Annotated in this window: 12 protein-coding genes; 5 read left to right on the forward strand and 7 right to left on the reverse strand. The window is 57.7% G+C overall.

What is annotated here, in order from left to right; all coding sequences use genetic code 11:
* Nucleotides 1-55: 55 nt before the first annotated feature.
* A complete protein-coding gene (locus E4T21_RS00805) occupies nucleotides 56-955 on the reverse strand; it encodes a LysR substrate-binding domain-containing protein (protein ID WP_149282657.1) in 900 nt (299 codons plus the stop codon).
* 362 nt (nucleotides 956-1317) lie between these two features.
* Between E4T21_RS00805 and E4T21_RS00810 the strand changes: the two genes are divergently transcribed.
* Entirely contained in the window at nucleotides 1318-1773 is a 456-nt protein-coding gene (locus E4T21_RS00810) for a GFA family protein (protein WP_149282659.1), read from the forward strand.
* Nucleotides 1774-1893: 120 nt separating this feature from the next.
* Nucleotides 1894-2319 carry an organic hydroperoxide resistance protein gene (locus E4T21_RS00815; RefSeq protein WP_149282661.1) on the forward strand — a complete coding sequence of 142 codons (426 nt, stop codon included), beginning with the start codon at nucleotides 1894-1896 and terminating at the stop codon, nucleotides 2317-2319.
* 114 nt (nucleotides 2320-2433) lie between these two features.
* On the opposite strand, the gene E4T21_RS00820 is transcribed toward E4T21_RS00815, so the two are convergent.
* The 5 genes from E4T21_RS00820 to E4T21_RS00840 form a co-directional block, all read right to left on the reverse strand.
* Nucleotides 2434-5820 (reverse strand): hypothetical protein, encoded by a 3387-nt coding sequence (locus tag E4T21_RS00820; RefSeq protein WP_149282663.1) that lies wholly within the window; start codon nucleotides 5818-5820, stop codon nucleotides 2434-2436.
* Nucleotides 5821-6083: 263 nt separating this feature from the next.
* Nucleotides 6084-6275: a hypothetical protein gene (locus tag E4T21_RS00825; protein WP_149282665.1), complete on the reverse strand. Its 192-nt coding sequence runs from the start codon at nucleotides 6273-6275 to the stop codon at nucleotides 6084-6086.
* 296 nt (nucleotides 6276-6571) lie between these two features.
* A complete protein-coding gene (yccS, locus tag E4T21_RS00830) occupies nucleotides 6572-8767 on the reverse strand; it encodes a YccS family putative transporter (RefSeq protein ID WP_149282667.1) in 2196 nt (731 codons plus the stop codon).
* 284 nt (nucleotides 8768-9051) lie between these two features.
* Complete coding sequence (locus E4T21_RS00835; protein ID WP_187775072.1) at nucleotides 9052-13401, reverse strand: cytochrome P450; 4350 nt, start codon at nucleotides 13399-13401, stop codon at nucleotides 9052-9054.
* Nucleotides 13402-14000: 599 nt separating this feature from the next.
* Entirely contained in the window at nucleotides 14001-15728 is a 1728-nt protein-coding gene (locus tag E4T21_RS00840) for a formate--tetrahydrofolate ligase (protein ID WP_149282671.1), read from the reverse strand.
* Between the two features lie 291 nt (nucleotides 15729-16019).
* Between E4T21_RS00840 and E4T21_RS00845 the strand changes: the two genes are divergently transcribed.
* Nucleotides 16020-17075 carry a GlxA family transcriptional regulator gene (locus E4T21_RS00845; RefSeq protein ID WP_149282674.1) on the forward strand — a complete coding sequence of 352 codons (1056 nt, stop codon included), beginning with the start codon at nucleotides 16020-16022 and terminating at the stop codon, nucleotides 17073-17075.
* Nucleotides 17076-17107: 32 nt separating this feature from the next.
* On the opposite strand, the gene E4T21_RS00850 is transcribed toward E4T21_RS00845, so the two are convergent.
* The gene (locus E4T21_RS00850; RefSeq protein ID WP_149282676.1) at nucleotides 17108-19675 is read right to left on the reverse strand and encodes a GcvT family protein; all 2568 of its coding nucleotides are present in this window, start codon (nucleotides 19673-19675) and stop codon (nucleotides 17108-17110) included.
* Between the two features lie 331 nt (nucleotides 19676-20006).
* Between E4T21_RS00850 and E4T21_RS00855 the strand changes: the two genes are divergently transcribed.
* A complete protein-coding gene (locus E4T21_RS00855; RefSeq protein WP_149282678.1) occupies nucleotides 20007-21203 on the forward strand; it encodes a glycine cleavage T C-terminal barrel domain-containing protein in 1197 nt (398 codons plus the stop codon).
* 15 nt (nucleotides 21204-21218) lie between these two features.
* Nucleotides 21219-22112 carry a methylenetetrahydrofolate reductase gene (locus E4T21_RS00860; RefSeq protein WP_149282680.1) on the forward strand — a complete coding sequence of 298 codons (894 nt, stop codon included), beginning with the start codon at nucleotides 21219-21221 and terminating at the stop codon, nucleotides 22110-22112.
* Nucleotides 22113-22150: the final 38 nt, after the last annotated feature.

Raw genomic sequence — 22150 nt, forward strand, 5'->3', positions numbered from 1 at the left:
GATTCCTTATGCCTGGCCAAGGTGGATGAATGCGCCGCAGCGCGTTCCTTATCCCTTACCGCCGGACGGCGTTGATTAGCCAGTCACTGATCGGCTCGATGACCGTGCTGCGATGATGCTTGACGCTGAGCCAGTAGCCATAGTCCTCACGAGTTACCTGCGGGCCTAATGCAACCAGTTGTCCGCTTGCCAGATAGTCCTCCACGAGTATCGACCAGCCCAATGCCACCCCCTGGTGGGCAAGTGCGGCATTCAGCAGCAACGCGTAGTTGCGGTAGGCGAAGACGTCATCTCCGGGTGTCAGGCCAAGCCCAGCATGCCGACACCACTGGGCCCAGTCGAGCCAGCGAGGATCCTTGATATCCTGATGGAGCAAGGAGAGGTGGGGGAGGTCCGACGCTGTCAGCACGGCGCTCAGGCCGCGCTCCTTCGCATAGTCGGGGCTACAGATGGGAAAGACCGCTTCGCTGGCTACCAGCCGCCCCTTGTCCTGCGGTACGTAAGGGCCAAAGCGAATCGCGATATCGGCTGCTTGCATTTCTGGATCATCAACTCGGTCGATGGGCGCCAGCTTGAAGGTGAAATCAGGAAAGGCCCTTTTGAGAGCGGGAAGGCGAGGCAGGAGCCAGAGGTGTGTGAAGCCTGAGCCGGCAGCGATCACTATCGATGGTGATGGTCGATTACCATGGTGGGTCAGTTGCTCGCAGGCTTCACGAATCCCTTTGAGGTTGGGCGCTATCTCACGATAGAAGCGCTCTCCTTGGGTAGTAAGGTTCAAGCGACTACCCTGGCGATCAAAAAGCGGCAATCCTAGAAGTTCTTCCAAGGCCCGAATACGTTGCGAGATGGCTGGCTGGGTGGTGCGTTCCTCTTCAGCCGCCGCGGTCATCGACCCCAGGCGTGCGGTGGCTTCGAAAGCAATCAGCGATTGCATGGAAGGAGGTTTATCACTCACAGGTAGGGCCTTGACTGCATGGAAACGAGTGCACCAGAGGTGAGGGAGACAATATCCCCCCGATCAATCACCTGACAAGGACAACTTTCGTGTATCTGATACGAGTCTGAGTGTCCTAAGAGCTGCCCCTCTATCTCATGGGCCTCGTGGGTTGCCTATTCCATCTGCTCTTCAGACGCCAGGCGCTGTACGCTCCGTTCCTTTAATGCACAAGCCAGATCATGCACTACCATGGTGGAGACACTGTGTATGGCGGGCAGGGTGGCCTGCCTTGAGCTGTCGGAGGCTCTGGCAATGCATTGGGGCTTCAAAGATGACACAGTGCCCAATGTCACACGGACCATGCAAACAGGAGCTTTACCATGATCGACTGGACCTCTCGAACGGGTGGCTGCCGCTGTGGACGGCTGCGTTTTCGCATCACAGCACCTCCGATCATGACGATGGCTTGCCATTGCAAAGGATGTCAGCGCATGACGGCCAGTGCCTTTTCGCTCAGCCTTACCGTAGCGAACGACGGCTTCAGCATTGAACAAGGACAGCCTGTGCGTGGTGGGGCTCAGGAAATAGAAGGGCTCGAACATTCCTTCTGTGATGACTGTAAAAGCTGGGTCTTCACACGCTTCCCCGAGGTGATGGGGGACTTCGTCAACGTGCGCAGCGCCATGCTGGATGAGACGGCCGGTATCGAGCCCTTCATCGAAACCTGCACCGCCGAAGCACTCCCCTGGGCCAAGATCCCAGCCACTCACAGTTTCGAAGGCTTCCCGCCGGCCGATGCCTTTGTTTCACTAATGAGAGAATATGCAGCACGCTGATACATGTGCTGCTTTTACTTTTCTGCTCGATAAGTGCTGCATCGTGCGCTTCTCGGCATACACTTACTCTTGTCCTGCGCAGCCCTGCTGCGAAAACGCATCAAGACCAAGGAGAGCATCATGTCGATTGAACAAGTGCTGTATAGAGCCGAGGCCACTGCCGTTGGAGGCCGTGAGGGAAATGCCGAATCCTCGGACGGTGTCTTGAAGGTTCAGCTATCCACACCGAAGGAGTTGGGTGGTGCAGGAGGACCGGGTACCAATCCCGAGCAGCTGTTTGCCGCTGGCTATTCCGCTTGTTTCCTCGGTGCGCTGAAATTTGTCGCGGCCAACGAAAAGGTAACGTTGCCAAACGATACCAGCATTACAGGCAAGGTCGGGATCGGTGCCATTCCCACTGGCTTCGGTATCGAGGTCGATCTACACATCAGCCTGCCAGGGCTGCCTCCTGAGCAGGCACAGGCGTTGATCGACAAGGCTCATGTCGTCTGCCCGTATTCCAACGCCACGCGCAACAACATCGATGTGCGCCTGCATCTCGCCTGAATGTCTGCCCTGTTGCACGATGGGGCTTTCCCATCATAGGTAGAAAGCGAGAATGATCGCGGCAGTGCTTGTCGCGATCATTTCAGGCTTGGCACCGCCAGAACTCGCGGAACGTTATGACAGCTCCCCCTGGCCTTTGGCTTTTTCCAACCAAAGGGCGATGTCCTCGTCGCTGAACATATCGTCTCTGGTTCTTTCTCCGTAGCGCATGGTGTCCAGCAAGTCCATGAAGCGTGGATGATCGAGCATGAACTGAGCCGCTTCCTGCTCTTGAGGACTCCAGTTACCTTCTTCACCCTTGGCGATCTTTTTCAGGTCATCAATACTGACGATCATATCTCCGCCAAATTGCTGCCCCCACGCTTCCCAGTTTCCATCAATGACATCGATGATATCGCGATTTTCTTCATAGAAAGATGCTCCAAATACGCTAAGGGCATTGTTATGAAGCGCTTCATTGAGGCGGTTGCTCGATGAACCATTTTCCGATGGCGTCGAGGTAAAGTTTTCCCACTCGCTTTGCTGATATTTGAAAATACTTTCGTCCATAGGTGCATCGCGACCACCATAGTGATGAAAGGAGTAGCGTGCATATTCGACCTTGTCACCCCAGTCTGACTGCAGCAGGCCGATATTGGCCAGATCCTTGAACCACTGGCCTTCCTTGTCGGTGGCTTGCTGTTTTTTATCATGCTCGACAAAGAAGCTGATGATGCTGCCAATCACCCCCAATACGGCAGTAAGGAGAAACAGCGGACCTGTAAGCGCGGCCCCGAGCGTACTCCCCATGAAGCCTGCTACACCGCTTGCACCTGCAATGAGACCGATGCCACCGGTAGCCACATCTATACCGCCCTGGGCCTTGGTGAGCTCGTGCCCCGACTGAATGCCATTGTTGATGGTAAAGGCCCCGAGGACGATGCCGGCGATGCCCCCTGCAATATCGGTAGCAGGTCCAATAACCTTCAGGGCAGAAGCGGCCAGCTTGGACGCAATGCCTGGTGCCACCTTGGTGCCGCCCTTGGCTTCAATGGATTCAGATATCAGGCTTTCGAGCTTATCTCCATTGGGGAAGTCCGAGTACACGGCTTCCTTCATGGAAGAATAATTAGTTGAAAGCTTTTCATAGATGGCTTTTTTAATATCTTCTGATATCGGTGTTCCTGCAGCATTTTTAAACTTTCCAAGATCGATGCTCTTGTCCTTTCCCCATATTTCAGGGACGGATTTATCCAGACCAAGGAAATCTATCAGATTACCTTTTCCAAGGGTTTCTGCTACGGCACTACCGAGTTTGACGAAGTGTTCTGAACCACCGGCAAAGCTGAGGAAATCTCTTGCAATTCCGAGGCGCTCCAAGGGCTCGTCACCAAGCTGTCCACCCTTGCCAACCAACTGATAAATACCTGAGAAAAGGGAGACACCACTGCTGAGTGAGCCAAGAAGTCCCTTCTGGTTGAGAAAATCAAGAATCTTACCGATATTTCCACGCTCAGCCACAGAGAGATATGTCCCGGAGGCGAGGGCCGTATTGATATCCGCCTGGCTGATCTTGCCGTGCCACTCAAACTTTTCTCCCAGCTCCTTGAGCGCCTTATCCACATCCCCTGCGGTCTTGTTGTTGCCAAGCGTCTCGTTGATGAATTTTTCATAGGTGGATTGAAGTCGGCGGGGCATATCAATCCCACCCTTGATCAATCCCTTGATGAGCAAGAACAGGTCCTTGGTGGCTAGGGCCTGATTCTCTTCTGTCACCTTGCTTGCGTCACCCATGATGGCATTAAGGTCGACGATCAATGCATCACGCTGGATCTTTTGTGCTGCACGAGTTGCGGCATCTTCATCGAATACCGCGAGGGAGCTGAGCACGTTGTTCAAGTCTTGCATTGCTGCTTCATCAAGCCCCTGGTTTTTCAGGGACTCAAGGTATTTTATATACTCTGGATTTTCGACGAGATCTCTCAGCTGGCTTTCAATCTGTTCCTTGTTATCAAGCTTGGTCAGGGCGCTGTTGATCTTTTCCTTGTAATCACTATGAATGGTTTCATTGCTGAACAAGGATGTCAGCTCTTCTACAAGCTTGGGGCCGTCGATGATGTCGTGCATGTCGGCGGCAGTCAGTTGGGTGGGGTCATCGTCGAACTTTCTGGTTGTTCCAACGACAAGGTCGCCAAATATCTTGTCAACCTTTTCTTCATAGCCGGTGATGGAGTGGCCATTCTGGTAGGCAGCTTGTGCTTCTATCGCAATGACCAATTTAGCGCGTGGATCATCCTTGTTGACCTTTCCGTCTTCAAGAAGCTGGCGATAGTCGTCGAGCAAGGACTTTGTGGCTAACTCACCAACGCTCATGGTGGGAGAGCCATTGTCGTTTTCGTCGACATGGACGCCAGTATCCATATTCATGACGTCTATGTCGCTTGGCTTGGGAAGGCTAAAGGTCTCACGGCCCGTGTCACGGGTGCTATCTATATTGAACCAACTATTCGACGTTTCGCTGACCTTGTCATAGAGCTGTGGGCTGATTTCTTTGGAAACAATGAATTTTCCTTCGCTTGTTTCATAGCGAATCAAGCCATTACCCAGTTCTTCTACACTGCCAACAACCGTAATATCACCCTGCTCAAGGTAGTCATTGGGACCAGAAAGCTGGTAGCCATCCCTTATGCTGTCATTGATGATATCGTGAGTTTCTTTGGCTTGCTCTACCTTGCCGAATAGTTCAGGAGTCAGGTCCTTTGACACAACTACCTTGTCACCACTCTCGGTCTGATAGGTGATTATATCGGCGCCGATTTCGAGCTGCTTGTACTGAGTAGGTCCTGGTGCCGTGTCATCATGACCTGCAAGCGTTGCCCCATTTCTCTCGGCCTGCTCAATTGCACCACGCTTGTCAGGGTTGGTGAGTATTTCATGCATGCCGCTGAGGTAGGTGTATAGGTCGGGGTTGCTGTCATACGACACGACCACCTTGTCATCGCCATTCTGGTAGCGTATCAGACCCGGTCCCATTTCCCCTTCAGGTCCCACAGTAGTGCCCGCGACAGGAGGCCAGGAGGCTTCCTGGTCACCCAGCCGATAGCCTTGCTCTTCGCTTATATTGATTCCCTTCAATTGCGCGTAGTCATGACTGACCTTGGCATACAGCTCAGGGTTGTCGCTATCGCTGATAACGAATTTCTCACCTTTCTGATTTTCGTAGCGAATCAGTCCTGGTGCGACTTCATCAGGTGGGCCGATGTACAAGTAATCGATTAGCGCCTGTTCACCTTCAGCATCGGTTTCTGCATGCTGATAGCCTTCATTTTCGCTTTTTGAAATACCCTCTCGCAGCTTTTCATCGCTATCTGTCTCCTTCTCATGCGAGGCAGGATCAGGATCTTTCGCCGTCTTGTTTTTCAGACTCAAGTCATCAAGCGTCTTTTTCCATAGCGTCTGGTTGTCCGTATTATGCGGGCCTATTGGTGACTGGCTTGAGACTGAGTGATTTGGTGTTGTCATGGTGCATTCCTGCCAGGCTGATGGAGGCCAAACAAGTACCGGATCTTGTACTTTTATATATGCGATTTATGCTATCCACTTCAGCCAGGTTCAGAGTATATTCTCACTAGAGAATATTCCGTGGTTAAAAGGGAAGTCATTATATGAGAAGAAAACTCTATCGGTGTTTCTATTGGTGTTATAGGGACTTCCGCCAACCATCCAGATGGTGGCGGAAATCACAGGCCAGGGGTATGGCCACTACCCACCAGATATTGATGGCATCAGTTATTGGGTCGAGATGACCTCGCAGTATCGACCTCTGTATTGCCTTCAGTCTTGGCCTTGCTCACTTCCATGGATTTTTTTGCAGCTTCTTCGAATACCTGCTTTAGCTGGTTGACATCGATACCTCCGCCACTACCAGCCCCTTCTATGGCAGCTTCTTTTCTTGATGTTAATTCGAAAAAGGACATGGGGATCTCCATTGCTTTTATTCAAGTTTCATCCTGTGCAAGAGGCAGTAAAGATATGGCATCTGAATATCTTTTAAATAAAAGATATAGATATACGGTCGTATCTGGACTGCACTTTATAAAGGCTAGAAGAAGGCGTTGCTTTTCACCATGACAAAACCACGGTTTTTTAAAGGCAGAAAACAAGATTAAGTAATTGATTTATCAATGTATCATGTGTCTTCCTGACGCCAATTTAACAAAATCACCGATAGCCGCCTTGGAGGATCACCCGCCACGGTATGGCTTCTGCGACACTATGGACCAGCGCCAGCAACCAGCTTTCCAGAAGTCTTGCTCAAGGGGCCAAGCTGGCGGCAGATCAAGGCCAGCTGTATCTGCAGCAGGCGTTTGGCATCTTCCGGCGCTTCTTCTGCAAGCGTGTCCTGCGTATTGGCCTCAACCTCCCATTGGCTGTCATCCAGCTCAATGGGGTGGCGTTCCGTCAATTGTGCAGCCAAGGTCTCCAGTGCAGCAGCAACGCTCTCCACGCATTCCAGCAACTGCTTGTCCTGCGTCTGGTCCAGGCGTGTTTCCCCACGATGGGCGCCCAGTGCCGAGAGGTAATTCAGCAGCGTATGAGAGTGCACCAGGAAACGCAGCCCAATATCGACATCGCGCCGGAAATGCCCCGGTTCCTGCAGGATATTGCCCAGTAGGGCTGCGAGCGCAGCATCTGCATTATGTGCATTGCGCCGTGCCAGGCGGTACGCCAGGTCATCGCGTTTCCCCTGGGCGTATTGGGCAACAATTTCCCGCAGGTAAGCGGCGCTGTTCGTTAATGTGAAAGCAGCCTGTTGGTGCAGGTTACGCCCCTGCCAGTCGGGTAGCACCAGCATCACGGCCAGGCCAGCAATGGCAGCGCCAATCAGCGTATCGAACAGGCGCGGCCAGATCAGGCCAAAGCCATCGCCGACTTGGTTGAAACAGCACAGCACCATCAGGGTGATGAATGCGGTTGCCAGTGTGTAGCGGCGTGCTCGGGTGGCGAAGAAGGCAACGCCCGCAACAACGGCAATCAGTGCCTGCATGGACTCTGCCGGAAATAGCGTAATCAGTGCCCAGCCAGCTACCAGCCCCAGGATAGTCCCTTGAATGCGCTGGCGCAGAAAGCGCTGTGTCGCACCAAAGTTGGGGCGGCACACAAACACGCTGGTCAGCAGTATCCAGTAGCCTTGTGTCGGGTGAATCCAGTGCAGTACACCGTATCCCACAGTCAGCGTCACACTGAGCCGCAATGCATGGCGAAAGATCGGTGAAGACAGCGTCAGGTGCTGGTGGATTCTCTCTGCGATATCCCGCCAGCCGTTGGGGGAACGATCATAGAGGCTGTTGTCTTCGTCTTCCGCCAGTGCGTCCGGGTTATAGGCACTGGCCAGACGTGCTTCCAGCGTCGCCAGATTATCGGCCAATGCGTTGAGCGAGCGTAACAACCCAAGCCACTCACTGCGCTGTTGTGCTCGCAGATGATCCAGCGAAGCGTGCAGGTCCTCCAGCGCTTGGGCGCTCTGGCTATGGTCAAAAGGGCGGTTCAGCAACAGTGCCTTGCTTAATGCCTTGCAAGCCTGCCCCTGTTGATTCAGCAGACGCTGGACACGAAACAGGATGTCATGGTGAAAGAAGGTTTCTGCCAGTTCGCCATAGGGGGTATGGGACGAGCTGGCGCGTTCATGAATATCCTGGGCAATGAAATAGAGGCGCAGGTAACGGTTCAGCTTGGCTCTGCCATTCTGGTGTTCCAGGCGTCGAAAGATCATCTCCTTGGCTTGGTTGAGCGCCTCGACCACGCGCCGGTTCTGCTGTGCCAACGCCAAGCGCTGGCCTTCTACATCCATGCCCCGCAGCGGCTCGAACAGCGTTGCCTTCAGCTGCAGGTAAACGCCGAGTTCACGAAATACTTTTGCAATGCTCAGCTTGATAGGGTGGCGAGAAAAAAACACACACCAGACCACGGAAATGACACCGTACCAGGCGGCTCCCAGTACCAGCAGCAACGGCTCGTGCCAGAGCTCTCCCATGGAGACACCGCCCCGCTGCTCTATGCTGATCATGGTATAGATTGCCAGGATCAGGGTTGCAGTGGCGATGGTGGCATAGCGCTGATTCACAGCGCCCAGCATGGTCATGCCAAAGGTAGAGACAGCCAGTCCCACGACAAACCACCACGGATGGGAAAAGGTCAGCTCCACGGCCAGTGCGGCCACGGTGAAGCAAATCAGGGTGACCAGTAACGCCTGCAGTCGCCCCTTCCAGCTATCGTCGGTTTCTGCCAGCGCACTGGCGATGATGCCAAGAAACAACGGCGTCAATTTGCTCATGTCGCCTAGCTGCCAGCACAGCGCCATCACGCTGCCCAGCGCAAGGAAGACGCGCAGGCTGTAGGTAAAGGAAGAGAGCGTCCATAAGCGACGCAGGGTTTGATCAAGAGAAGCGGGCAATCGTGTTGAGGTCATGAGGCATTATTATTGGAGCAGTCATTTAGACTAAAGTATAACTTCGCTAAGCCTGTCTCCGATAGTGCCATTGGCGCATTCATGAGCTGTGTCGATCATAACGCCCATCATTCCAGTCGAGCGTATCAGGCTGCTTTCCTCCATCGTTGTGATTTGGTCGATACTCCTGTCTGGCAGGACGGTATCGCCAGCCGCTATTGTCCTCTTGTCTTGGAAGGTGGTCGTTACCCTTCCTGTTATCTCGGCCGATATGCGGCTGGCGCTCCAGCGTGATGTGTCTTCCGCTACAGGAAATTGATCCGCAGTTGTTCCATACCCCGAAAGACCATGCTGTCTCTCCACTGCACGCCCTCGGGGGCAAGGGCGAAATCGTGACGAATCAATGCCGGCAAGACACGGCGCAGCTCAAGGCGCGCCAGATAAGCCCCCAGGCAGTAGTGTGCGCCGTGAGCAAAAGCCACGTGCTTGCCAGCGTTACGTCCGATATCCAGACGCTCAGGATTAGGGAACGCTTGCGGGTCCCGGTTCGCTGCCGAAAAAGAGAAGACTACGGTATCGCCGCGTTGAATCTGCTGGCCACCGAGTTCCACATCGTCGAGGGCATAACGCATCGAACAGCGCACTGCGCCGTCATAGCGCAGGAGTTCCTCTACCGCGTTCTCGGTGAGTTCGGGGTGTCTACGCCACCGTTCGAGCTGATCCGGGTTGCGCAGCAAGGCCAAGGTGCTGTTGCCGATCATGTCGGTGGTGGTTTCAAAGCCGACAGCAAAGATTATGGCATATTGCGCTATCAGCTCTTCGAGGCTTAGCCCCTGATCCAGCGCTGCGCAAGGGCTGAGAGTGTACTCATTGGCGACAGCAGAGGTTCGACGAAGGGTTTCCAGGTGTTCACGCAGGTAGCGGGTAAAATCTGCTGCACTTTGATCAATGCGGCGAGTGATCTCGTCGGACAGCAGAGGATCGAAGCTCCGGATCAGATCCTGTGCCCAGGGCAGCAGCAAGGGAATATCTTCCTGTGGGAGACCGAGCATGCCCGAGATCACGGCCACCGGAAGAGGGAGAGCGAGGTCTCTGACAAGGTCAGGGGCAGGGTGCGCTTTCAGATTGCCAATGAGCTCCTCTGCACGTGCGTCGATGAAATGGGCCCAATGCTGCACGGCCTCTGGGGTGAACAGTGGTGTGAAGACACGCCTCAAGTACTGGTGTCGCGGCGGATCGAGAAATAGCATGAAGTTGTTGAGCAGCGAGTTGAAGGCCTTGTCCTGCTGCTGCCGACTTGAGGCACTGAGCATAGGAAGAGAGATATTGCTGTTCTTGGCGAAGGTGTGCTCGATACCTTGCAGGCTGCGAGGGTCGACGCTGAAGCGCTTGTCACGCATGCCGGCTGAAACATCCGCATGACGGGTAATCCACCATCTCGACATGATGTCCCTGATGGCGGGGGTCTGTGTCCGGACCTGACGGAGGATGGGATAAGGGTCTTCGATATGGACAGGGTGGTATGGGTCAAGCGTCAGCGCCTGCGCGGAAATGTCCAGGGGGCGCCCCTCGCGATGAGGGATGTGAGCCGCTGCCAGACGCTCCAGGCCGAGATGCATGCGAGGGCGATCACTGATGGCTTCCTGCATGGCAGTGACGAGTTCCGTGGCGTGGGATGGCAGCACCATGGTGAAGTGGTCGCCAGGCACCTTGACGACCTTGAGTGATGGACAGAACGGCTCCCAACCGAGCGTCTTATTGCCACACCAGAGCATCAACTTGCGGGCAGGGTGCAGCACTTGTTCGGGGAAGCTGGACCGAGCACGAAATAGCGTCACAGGCCCGGCATACGGCCGTGGCCGATAGCTTTCCATGGCCGCGTAGCTGGCCTTATAGATCGCCGCCAGCCGGGTGGCCACCGTTGTGCTTTCCACACCCAGTTCGCGAGCGAGGATTTCGCGCTGCTGCTCCAGGGACAGCGTGTCGAGTTTCTCAAGCCCCGGTACTGGGCTTGCATCCCCGGTGAAACGCCGGTTCACGTGGCAGAGCTCGAACAGCGCCATCACCTCATCGCTGGCATCTGAGGTTTCGTCGTTCTCCGAGGGCGTGAGTGTATCCAGCAACAAGACATGCACGGACGCCCCCTGTTCACTGAGTCGCTGCGCCATTTCGTAGGCGACCAGGCCACCGAAGGAGTGCCCTGCGAGCGTGTAGGGCCCTTCGGGCTGAATGGCCTTCATCTCATCGATATAGCGCGACGCCAGCTCCTCGACCGACCCCAGCGGGTGCTCCAGACCATCGGCACCTGGCGCCTGAAAGGCGACGAGTGGACGGGATGTCCCAAACGCAGGAGCCAGCGACGACAAATAGGCTGGCATGCCCGTCAGCCCGGGGACACAAAACAGAGGTGCGTCCACTTTCCAGTCACTCAAGGCCACCGCGCATCCGCCAGGGAGTGTCGCTACGCAGGTAGCGTCTGAGGCCGCATGTAGCGGTGCCGTGGCGTCATCCTGCCACTGCCAGCCCTTGTTCTTCTTATTCCCATGTATGCCCGTCTGCTCCACGCGGGCGATCAGATCGCCAAGCGTTGTTGAACTGAGCAGTGCCATGAGTGGCAGGGACACGCCAAATTGCTGCTCGATATGTACAGCAAGGTCCATGCCGGCCAGGGAATCCAGACCAACCTGGCTGAGGCGGGCATCAGGCGCAAGGAGTGCATGATCGCCATTCCCTGTCAGTCGTGAGATGGCCTGGGTGATGTCATCGCGCAGGAGCTGCCGCCGTGCGTCGGCATCCAGTGTGTGCCAGCCGGTGTGGTGGCTCTCGCTTGCAGGTGCGGTCGTTGAGGTGGCAGTGGAAATTGACGCGGAAGCTGTTTCCGTGGGCGTTACCAAGGTGGCACCAAGGTTCCAGGTGAACAGCGTCTCGAGCTTATCCTTGAGATAGCGTCGCTTGCAGGCCTGGCGGGCGAGTTTGCCACTGGATGTCTTGTCGATGCTGCCGGCTTTGATCAGCACAATGTCGTGGACGAGCAGCGCATGTTGTTCGCTCAAGGCGCCACGAATGGCCTCGGCCATCGCAGCGAAGACCAGCTGATCCTGCTTCTGGGGTAGATGGGAGGCGATTTCGGCGATGATGACCAGGCGCTGCTCTGCGTCCTCCTGCTCGCAGGTGAAGGCGATCACGGCCCCGGGGCGGATGCCGGAATGGCTGCGTTCAGCACTGAGTTCAAGATCCTGCGGATAGTGATTCTTGCCGCGAAGGATGATCAGGTCCTTGATACGCCCGGTGATGTAGAGGTGGCCAGACTCGAGGCAACCCAGGTCGCCGGTGCGTAGCCAGGGAACGGCCTCATGCTGGTCCAGACAGGCCTTGAAGGTGGCTTCGGTGTCATCGTCACGCTGCCAGTAGCCGTGCGCGACGTTCGAACCGCGGACCCACACTTCCCCCACTTCACCGGGGGCGACGAGCTGGCACGTCTGGGGATCGACGATCTCCACCTGGACACTGGGCAAGGGCCTTCCGGAGGATACCAGCGGCACGGCCTCGTGATCCGAGGGGGGTACCATCATAATGCGATTGTCGGCCAGCGCCTGCTTGTCCACGAACAGGCTGCGCGGGGTTTCACCCTCCGGTCCACCACTCACCGCGACCACGGTCTCTGCCAGGCCGTAGCCGGGAACCATGCTTGAGGATGCCAGCCCTTGTGGCTCGAAGGCCTCGATGAAGCGCTCGATGGATTCGTGGCGCACGGGTTCCGCGCCAACAATGCAGTACTTGAGGCAGGAGAGGTCGAGCGCTTCACGCTCGCAGCCCACGATCTTGCGCACGGCGATATCAAGGGCAAAATTGGGAACAAAGGTGTTGGTGGCCCGATAGCGCGATATTGTTTCCAGCCATGAAGCCGGGCGACGCAGGAAGTCCAGCGGTGACATCAGCACTGAACTGCCACCGACGAGAGCTGGAAGGAAGACGCCTCCCATGAGGCCAAGGTCGTGATAGGTGGGCAGCCAGGAAACGAAGACGCTATCAGCGCCCTGGCACGCTCTGGACTCAATCATCTCCATATTGGCCAGAATGTTGTGATGGCTGACCATGACCCCCTTGGGTATCGAGGTCGACCCTGATGTGTATTGAATCAAGGCCAGATCCTGAGGCGTGAGTTCAGGATCCCGATAGGCAGGAATGACTGGGTTCTGGCATAGCTCATCCACTGCCAGCCATGGCAGCTGAGCAAGGTCCGGCGCGAAGACCAGCAGGGGCTCCGCCATACCCTTGAGCATGCTGTTGGTGAGAACGATGGCAGGTGCTGCATCGGTCGCGATGGCCTTGAGCCGCGCAAGTGTTCGCTCGACCCGGGAAGGCTCTGGAGGATAGGCGGGGACAGCGATGGCTCCAGCATAGAGACAACCATGGAGGGCGACGGTGAAGTCGAGGCCGGGCCAGAACAGCAGCAGTACCCGTGGCTGCTCCTGGCCTCCTGCGTGCGTTCGGATCTCTTCTGCAATGAGGCGAGCGCGACTGTCGAGCTGCGCATAGCTGAGATGCTCACTCCTCTGGCCAGCATCATCAAGAAAGGTATAGGCCGTCTTGTCCGGGCTTTGTTCTGCATGTGTGCGTACACAAAGATTCAAGGTCGGATAGCGCGTGTCCATGTGCATTCCTTAACGTTCTCCGCGACAGGCCTTTAGCCGCCATGCATGTGGCGTGTCCAGAAAAGGCGCTATGCAGCGTTGACAGGAAAATGAGAAGTGTCAGTCCTGTTGCTGTCAGTTGAAGCAGGTCGGGTAAACATATGCCGGCCTGACGATGATGCAGGAAATAACAGTAGTTGATTTTTCATGATGCCAGGCAGGCTAGGCGGAAGGTGTTAAAGGCACGATATAGCCGTGTTAGTACTGTCATGGCGATAAATGGTGTCAATATCTCAAGGCGGTGTAAGTGATATCTTACATATGCTCAGCATAATGGTTTGTCAGTCAGGCAGTTTGTTTTTGTATGAAGCGTTTTAGTTTGCTTGTTGATGCATTATTTATTTTTTGTAATTTATATTATTTTCTTTGATCAAGTGGAGAAAATGCCTGGCCCAGACCTCTGTATTGAAGATAAAGACATAGATATAGACAAGGATAAAGATAAAGACAGGACAGCCAGCCTTATGCCGTGAACAAGGCTGGAAAGTTAAACCTGCGTTATGAGCTCATCGAGATATGAGCGGCGTGGCAGAGCAAGCGTCTTAGGTGATGCAGTATTCCTAGTTCAGATTGACCGTTTCGCCATTCTCGTCGATATCGATGCGGGTGGCGGCAGGTGATGCGCTGAACCCGGGCAGCGTGAGGATATCGCCGGCAAGGGCGTAGACGAAACCTGCTCCGGCGGAGAGACGCACTTCGCGCACCGGCAGGCGCCATCCCTTGGGGGCACCGAGTCGCTTCGGATCGGCGGAGAGCGACTGGTGCGTCTTGGCGATGCATACCGGCAGGTTGCCGTACCCTTCGTGCTGCCAGGCATCGAGCCGTTCCTGGGCCTGGGGGGAGAAGTCGACGCCATCGGCACCGTAGAGGCGGGTCGCGATGCGCTCTATCTTGTCTGCCAATGGCAGCTCGGCAGGGTAGAGGAAGTGAAAGTCGCTATTGTCCTCGGCGGCTTCCGCTATCGCTTCGGCAAGTGCCAGGGCCCCTTCACCGCCATCACGCACATGCGTGGAGACCACTGCGCGCACGCCCGCCGAGGCTGCCAGTTCATGAATCGCCGCGTACTCACTGGGATGGTCGCTGGGAAATGCGTTGATGGCCACCACTGGAGTGAGACCGTGGGCGCGTACATTATCGATCTGCTTGAGCAGATTGGCGCCGCCCTCGAGAACCTCTTCCGGGTGTTCCGCCAGCAGCGAGGCTGGCAGGGGTTTGCCAGTCACTACCTGATGGCGACCGCTGTGATACTTCAGGGCACGTACCGTGACCACCAGGACGGCGGCATCGGGTACCAGGCCGGAAGTGCGGCATTTGATGTTGAAGAAGCGCTCGGCCCCCATATCGGCACCAAAGCCTGCCTCGGTGACCAGGAAGTCACTGGTGTGCAGGCCGATGTGGTCGGCGATGATCGAGGAGTTGCCATGGGCAATATTGCCGAAGGGGCCTGCGTGGATCAGTGCTGGAGCGTGTTCCAGGGTCTGCAGCAGGTTGGGCTTGAGTGCCTCCTTGAGTAATACGGTCATGGCACCGGCAGCGCCGATCTGTTCGGCAGTGACTGCCTGCCCTTCACGATCCAGTCCCACTATAAGACGACCCAGCCGCCAGCGCAGATCGGCAAGCGAATCCGCCAGCGCCAGTACGGCCATGACCTCGGAAGCTGCGGTGATCTCGAAGCTGCCCTGGCGAGGCATGCCGTTTCCGCGCCCACCCAGGCCCAGCACGATGTTCCTTAATGCGCGGTCGTTGAGGTCGATGACCCTCTGCCAGAGGATCTCGCGAGGGTCCAGCTCGGGTGTCAAGCGATGATGCAGGTGATTGTCCACCATGGCTGCCAGCAGATTGTGGGCTGCTCCCACTGCATGCAGGTCACCCGTCAGGTGCAGGTTGATGCGCTCCATCGGCAGCACCTGGCTGTAGCCACCACCGGTCGCCCCGCCCTTGAGCCCGAGGGTGGGGCCCATGGAGGGCTGGCGCAAGGCCACGGTGGCGGTGTATCCCAGGCGTTGCAGCCCTTGCACCAGGCCGATGGCGGTCGTCGTCTTGCCCTCGCCGGGTGGGGTCGGGGTCATCGAGGTGACCACCACGTAACGCCCCCGTGGACGCTGGCTCAGGATTGACATGGCTGACAGGTCAATCTTGGCGATACCCCGTCCGTAAGGCTCTACGGCCTCGCCCGGCAGGTCCAGGTGGTGAGCGATTTCCTCGATTGGCCAGAGCCTTGCGGCCCGGGCAATGCTTAAATTGTCGTTGGCCCCTGCCGGGACCTGTTCGCTTGCCTGGATGGCCATCGGCATGTCTCCCCAGCGCTGTATGCAACCTTCGACCTTCAACTCTCCTTCGACCTTCAGCTATGTCGTACAACTCCAGTTCTTTAGTACAGCCTTAAGCTCAGTATCGCGCGCCATGTGGCATGGGGTTGCCTGGTGGCGTCAATGGCCTTGGGCACAGCGACATATGCGGTGAACAATGAGCGTGGCGTTGGTCAAAGGAATAGGCTATGCCTAGTGGGATGGTTTGCGGAGATGGTTCTGTGGAGAGGGTTCTGTCGCCGTCTGCACCCGAGAGTGGAAGGAGGTGCGATGTCAACCTCCATACCGGCCAAGGGACACTATGATATCGGCTTCCTGCTGCTGCCGGGTTTTTCCCAGCTTGCCTTTACCTCGGCGCTGGAGCCGTTGCGCATGGCCAATCATCTGGCCGATCGCATCCTCTACACTTGGCATCTCGTGAGTCGTGATGGTGCCGCCGTGACGGCCAGCAATAATGTGGCCACCGCGGTGGATCAGGCGCTGGAACCCATGCCGGCACTGGATCTGTTGCTGGTATGTGGTGGTCTCGAGGTCCAGCGTTACGATGATCGCTCGACCCTGTCATGGCTCCGGCGACTGGCTGAACGGCGCATTCCCCTGGGCGCGGTGTGTACCGGCGGCTACGTGCTGGCCCGGGCGGGGCTGCTCGATGGCTATCGCTGCACGCTGCATTGGGAACACATATCCAGCCTTCATGAGGCACAACGCTTCCCCAACGTGACCTTCACTTCCCAGCTGTTTGTCATGGACCGCGATCGCTACACCTGTTCGGGTGGCATCGCTCCCCTGGACATGATGCTCAACCTGATTGGTCGCCAGCAGGGGCTGGCGCTGGCGGAGTCGATTGCCGAGGAGTTCATCCACGAACGTATTCGCGGGGTGACCGATCGCCAGCGCACGCCGCTGAGGCTTCGGCTGGGCCACAGCCATCCCAAGCTGGAGGAGGTGGCCAATCTGATGGATGCCAACCTGCAGGAACTGCTGGGGCTCGATGAGCTGGCCTGCTATGCCGGACTATCGCGGCGCCAACTGGAGCGATTGTTTCAGCGCTATGTGGGCTGTCCACCGCTCAGGTTCTACCTGGAGCTGCGGCTGGCGCGGGCTCGCCTGCTGTTGTTGCAGACCCATATGCCGATTACCGAGGTGGCCCTGGCTTGTGGCTTCGTGTCGCCGACGCACTTCACCAAGTGCTATCACGACCATTTCGGTCACTCTCCGAGCAGTGAGCGCAAGCGCCGCCACGAGCGCCAGGCCGACCTTATCGAGCCGCTGGTAGTCGATGAACCGCCGATCGACGAGGCCGGGGAAAATGAACGGCTTCCCTAGGCTTTCTGTAGGGTCAACTGCGTACTGTAGGGTCAACTGCGTGGGCGAATATTCTCCGCATCATAAAGCGCCCGATAACCCACCGCTTCCACCCGCATCGGATAATGCTCGCCGAAGTATTCCAGCAACAGGGAGCGACCTTCCACGGCATGACTCGCTGGCAGGTAGCCCAGGGCAATGTTGCGGCCTAACGAAGGACCGTAGGCGATGCTGGTGGTATAGGAGCGTCGCCCCAGGGCATCCACCGGGACTTCACCATTCTCCGGGTCGAGCAATGGCGATTGGCCGACCGGATAACGTGCCTGGCCAGTGCCATCAAGGTGTGACTCCATCACCAGCGTACACAGATAGGCCGGCTGACGCTCACGCTCGCGCTGCTCCAGATGGGCGGCCTTGCCATGGAAGTCCGGGTTCTTGACCTTGGGCCTGGCCAGGCCGGTTTCCAGCAGGTTGTAGTCGGTGAGCAGGTCGACATTCTGCAGGCGCAGGCTCTTCTCCAGGCGGCGGCTGTTGGCGTAGGTCTCGATGCCCACCGGGGGCACTCCGGCCTCGAACAGCAGGTCCCATAGCGCCAGGCCATAGCTGAAGGGGACATAGAGTTCCCAGCCCTGCTCGCCGACATAGGAAATATGGAATGCCCACACCGGAAGGCCGCGCACCTGGATTTTCCGCGCACTGGCGAAGGGGAAACGCTCGCTGGTCAATTCCTCGGGGGTGTCGGCCAGTGTCTGCAGGATACGCCGGGCATTGGGTCCCCACAGGCCCAGTGTGGCCAGGCTGTCGCTGCGATCTTCCAGATGCCAGCGCGTCAGCCCCACATCCTCGGCGCGCCGGGTGATCCACATCAAGTCGCGATGGCCGGTATCGCCACCGCAGATCACCCGGAAGCAGTCCCTGGCTAGGCGGACGATGGTCAGGTCGGAGTGGACGCCGCCACGGGCATCGAGGAAGTGGGTATAGACTCCCTTGCCGAGGGGCGTGTCGCCGCCGATCTTGGCCACAGAGAGATATTCCAGCAGGGCCTCGGCATCGCGACCGGAGATGTCGTAGATGGCGAAGTGGGAAAGGTTGATCATGCCCACATCTTCGCTGAGCGCCAGATGCTCGGCGTTGGAGACCTGCCAGAAGTGACGGGCATCCCATTCCACTGGCCGTTCAGGCACCTCATCGAGATAGTGCGCCAGGCGTGTCTCGTTGGCGGCGTAGCCGTGGGCGCGTTCCCAGCCAGCCGTCTCCATGAAGTAACCACCGAGTTCACATTCCCGCGGCCAGAAGGGGCTGCGCCTCAGATTGCGTCCACTTTCAAAGGGCTCGCGCGGATGCACTGCGGGATCGTAGATCTTGCGAGCGATTTCCTCGCAGCGGCCGTACACGTGATGTGGTGTCTTCTGCACAGGATAGAAGCGGGCAATATCGATGCTGCAGGGGTCAATCGAGGGATGCCCGTCGGTAAGCCAGTCAGCGAGGATCTTGCCCATCCCCGGGCCGTCCTTGACCCACACCGCTTCACAGCACCACAGGCCACGGGTTTCCGGCGCTTCACCTATCAGAGAACCGCCGTCCGAGGTGACCGACAGCAAGCCATTGAAGGAGTGCTTCTCGTCCCAGCCGAGTTCGCCGAGTAGTGGCGTGAGCTCCACTGCTCGCTCGAAGGGCTCAGCGATCTGATCGGCCTCCAGGTCGTGCATGGACGGGGAGAGCCGGGCTTGTTCCCGGGCAAGAATATCGCGGGGGTGGACCAGGCGGGGATGAGTGGTTTCGTAATAGCCCCACTCCAGCATGCCTCCTTCGGTGGAGCTGGGATCACCGGTGTCACGCATGTAGGCAGAGTTGCCCTGATCACGCATCAACGGATAGCCGATTTCCTTGCCGGTGCCGGCGAAGGCATCGAAGGGACCGAAGAACATCAGAGGATGCTCGACCGGCATCAACGGCAGCGCCACCCCCGCCATGGCGGCCGGCAGAGGCCCCCAGATACCGCAGCAGAGAATCACGACAGGGGAGGCGATATAGCCTTTGGCTGTCTGGACACCGCATACCCGGCCGTCCTGGACATCGATGTCCTGTGCCGCTGTGTCGGCGAAGGCGCGCAGGTGACCACTTTCCACGGCACGCTCGACCAGTTCGCCGGCCACTTGCTGTGAACGCGGGACCACCAGGCCTGCATCGGGGTCCCACATGCCGCCCAGTACCCGCTCACGTTCGAGCAGCGGAAAATGTTCTACCACTTCATCGGCGTCGATCATATGGACGTGGGTACCGAAGGCCTTGCCAGAGGCAACCTTGCGCTGCAATTCGGCCAGTCGTGCCTCGTCGCCGACCCGGGCGATCTCGATGCCGCCAACCCGGTGATAGTGTCCCAGCGACTCGTAGAACTGGCGGCTATAGGTGGTGGTGTAGCACGCCATGCGGTCGTGGGAGGTCATGAAACAGAAGTCGGAAGCATGGGCGGTGGAACCGACATCGGTGGGAATGGCAGAGGCATCGATACCCACCAGATGGGTCCAGCCCCGTTCGATCAGGTGGTGGGCCACCGAGGCGCCGACGATGCCGCCCAGGCCGATGATCACCGCGTCCGCTTGCGAGGGTAGGGTCGCCATGGCTTCCTCCGGGGAACGGTCTTCTTTCCGCAGCATACTTTCCGCAGCATAGGGCAGGGGTATGGCACCTCGCTATCCCGTGGCGACGCCTCCCTTGTTCGCGACGACAAGTGGATAAAGAGGCTGTCGCCAATGCCAAAGAGCTGGACGTCGGTAGCAAGATGTTGGGCTGCCGGCCGGTCTAGGTTGGAAATGAGAGTATCGAACTCAAGGGTGGCCAAGCGAGGCCGCTCCCTGACCTCGAGACGAGGGCTTCGAAACACAGGGCTTCGAGACTGAGCTTCGAAACAGAGCTTCGAAACAGAGTTTCGGAAAAGAATAGGAGGCGGTCATGAATCCAGCCATCGAGAACATCCAGGGCATTCAGGCGGCGCCGGAAATTCTGCTTTATCCGCGCATCCGCAAGTCGCCGTTCTTCTATGCCTCTCGGCGCCATGGTGTGCGCAAGTACAGCGTCTACAACCACCATTATCATCCGCGTCTCTACACGGATCCGGTCGATGAGTACTGGGCCCTGATTCAGGGTGTCACCCTGTGGGATGTAGGGGTGGAGCGCCAGATCGAGATCAGTGGTCCTGATGCCTTCGCCTTCACCCAACGTCTGGTGCCTCGCGATATGCGCCAGTGTCAGGTGGGGCAGTGCAAGTATGTCTTCGTGACAGCTCCCGATGGCGGCATTCTCAATGACCCGGTGCTGCTGCGCATCGAGGAGAACCGTTTCTGGCTGTCACTGGCCGACAGCGACATTGTGCTGTGGTGTCGTGGTCTGGCCTATCACTCCGGACTCGATGTCACCATCCAGGAAGTGGATGTGGCCCCTGTCCAGGTACAGGGGCCCAGGGCCAAGGCAGTGATGGTCGACCTGTTCGGGGAGTCAGTGCTGGCGATGCCTTACTACCACCTGATGGAGGCCGAGCTCGATGGCATGTCGGTGGTAATCTCCCGCACAGGGTATTCCGGTGAGATTGGCTACGAGATCTACCTGCGCGATGCCAGCCGCCATGGCGAGGCACTCTGGCAGCGAGTCTTCGAAGCGGGGGCTCCCCATGACATGCAGGTGATTGGCCCTTGCCACATTCGCCGCATCGAGGGCGGCATTCTCGCCTTCGGCTGCGACATCTGGTACGACACCAACCCCTTCGAGGTCGGCATGGGCTATGACTGGATGGTCGACTTGCGCGGCGACGACGATTTCATCGGCCGGGCTGCCCTGGAGCGGATCAAGGCTGAAGGAGTGTCGCGCAAGCTGGTGGGAGTGGAGATCGATGGCCCCAGCGTCGGTTACTTCACCGATGGCTTGATGATCGATGTCTTCCCGGTGCTGGCGCCCGGTGGCGAGCGTATCGGCCAGGTCACCTCGGCCACGCATTCGCCGCGCCAGGAGCGCAATATCGGTTACGCCATGGTGCCGCTGGCGTACACAGAGTTGGGCACGCCGCTGCGCATCGAGGCGAATACCGGTCCGCAGGATGCCGTGGTCGTGGCCAAGCCCTTCCATGATCCCAGCAAGGATATCCCCAAGGCCTGAGTCGGAGGAGGCATCATGAATGATGTCAATCGTGCCGCCCTGACGGCGGCCTTTGTACCTCCTGCCCGGACGGCAGTCCGATTCGAGCTGTTGCCGATCACTGGCATGCAGGAAGCGGCCCGGGCTCTGCCCGAGGGGGCCGAGGTGACGGTGACCTGCTCGCCGCGCCACGGCCTTGAGCGCACCCTGGAGGCTGCCGAGTGGCTGGTCGAGGCGGGGCTCCAGCTCCAGGTAGTACCGCATATCGCCGCACGGCTGGTGCGTGATCATGCCCATCTGGAACGTCTGCTCCAGCGCCTGGAAACCTTGGGCATCGATGATGTGTTCGTGGTAGGAGGTGATGCCCCGCGTCCGGTGGGCAGCTATCCTCACGGCCTGGCGCTGCTGGAGGACATGAACCGCCTGTCCTTGCGTCCAACGCGCGTCGGCGTACCGGCCTATCCTGAAGGCCATCACCACATCGACGCCTCACGCTTGCAGCAGGATCTGGAGGCCAAGGTGGCACTGGCCAATTATGCCGTCACCCAACTGTGCTTTGAGGCACGACCGCTGTTGCACTGGCGGGAGTGGCAGAAGCAGCTTGGCCTTGAGCTACCGGTGCATGCGGGCATTCCTGGAGTGATCGAACGCAAGCGCCTGCTGAGCATCGCATTGCGCCTGGGCATTGGTCCTTCCGTGAGATCACTAAGAAGTAAGTCGGGACGGATGAGCCGGTTGCTGGGTGGCTCCGCCTATCATCCCGATACCCTGATGGAAGCACTGGGACCATCATTGGGGGACTCTGACGGCGGCTTTGCGGGCCTGCATGTCTATACCTTCAATCATGTCGCCCCGACCCGGGCCTGGCTGGAGTCATTGAAGGATCCCAGATTGTCCCAGTATGAAGACGGTCAGGGAGACAGGAGGTAAGCACCTGCTCGGCAGGGAGAAATGCTTGGCAAGAGAAG

The sequence above is a fragment of the Halomonas binhaiensis genome, from assembly GCF_008329985.2.
GTDB lineage: Bacteria > Pseudomonadota > Gammaproteobacteria > Pseudomonadales > Halomonadaceae > Halomonas > Halomonas binhaiensis.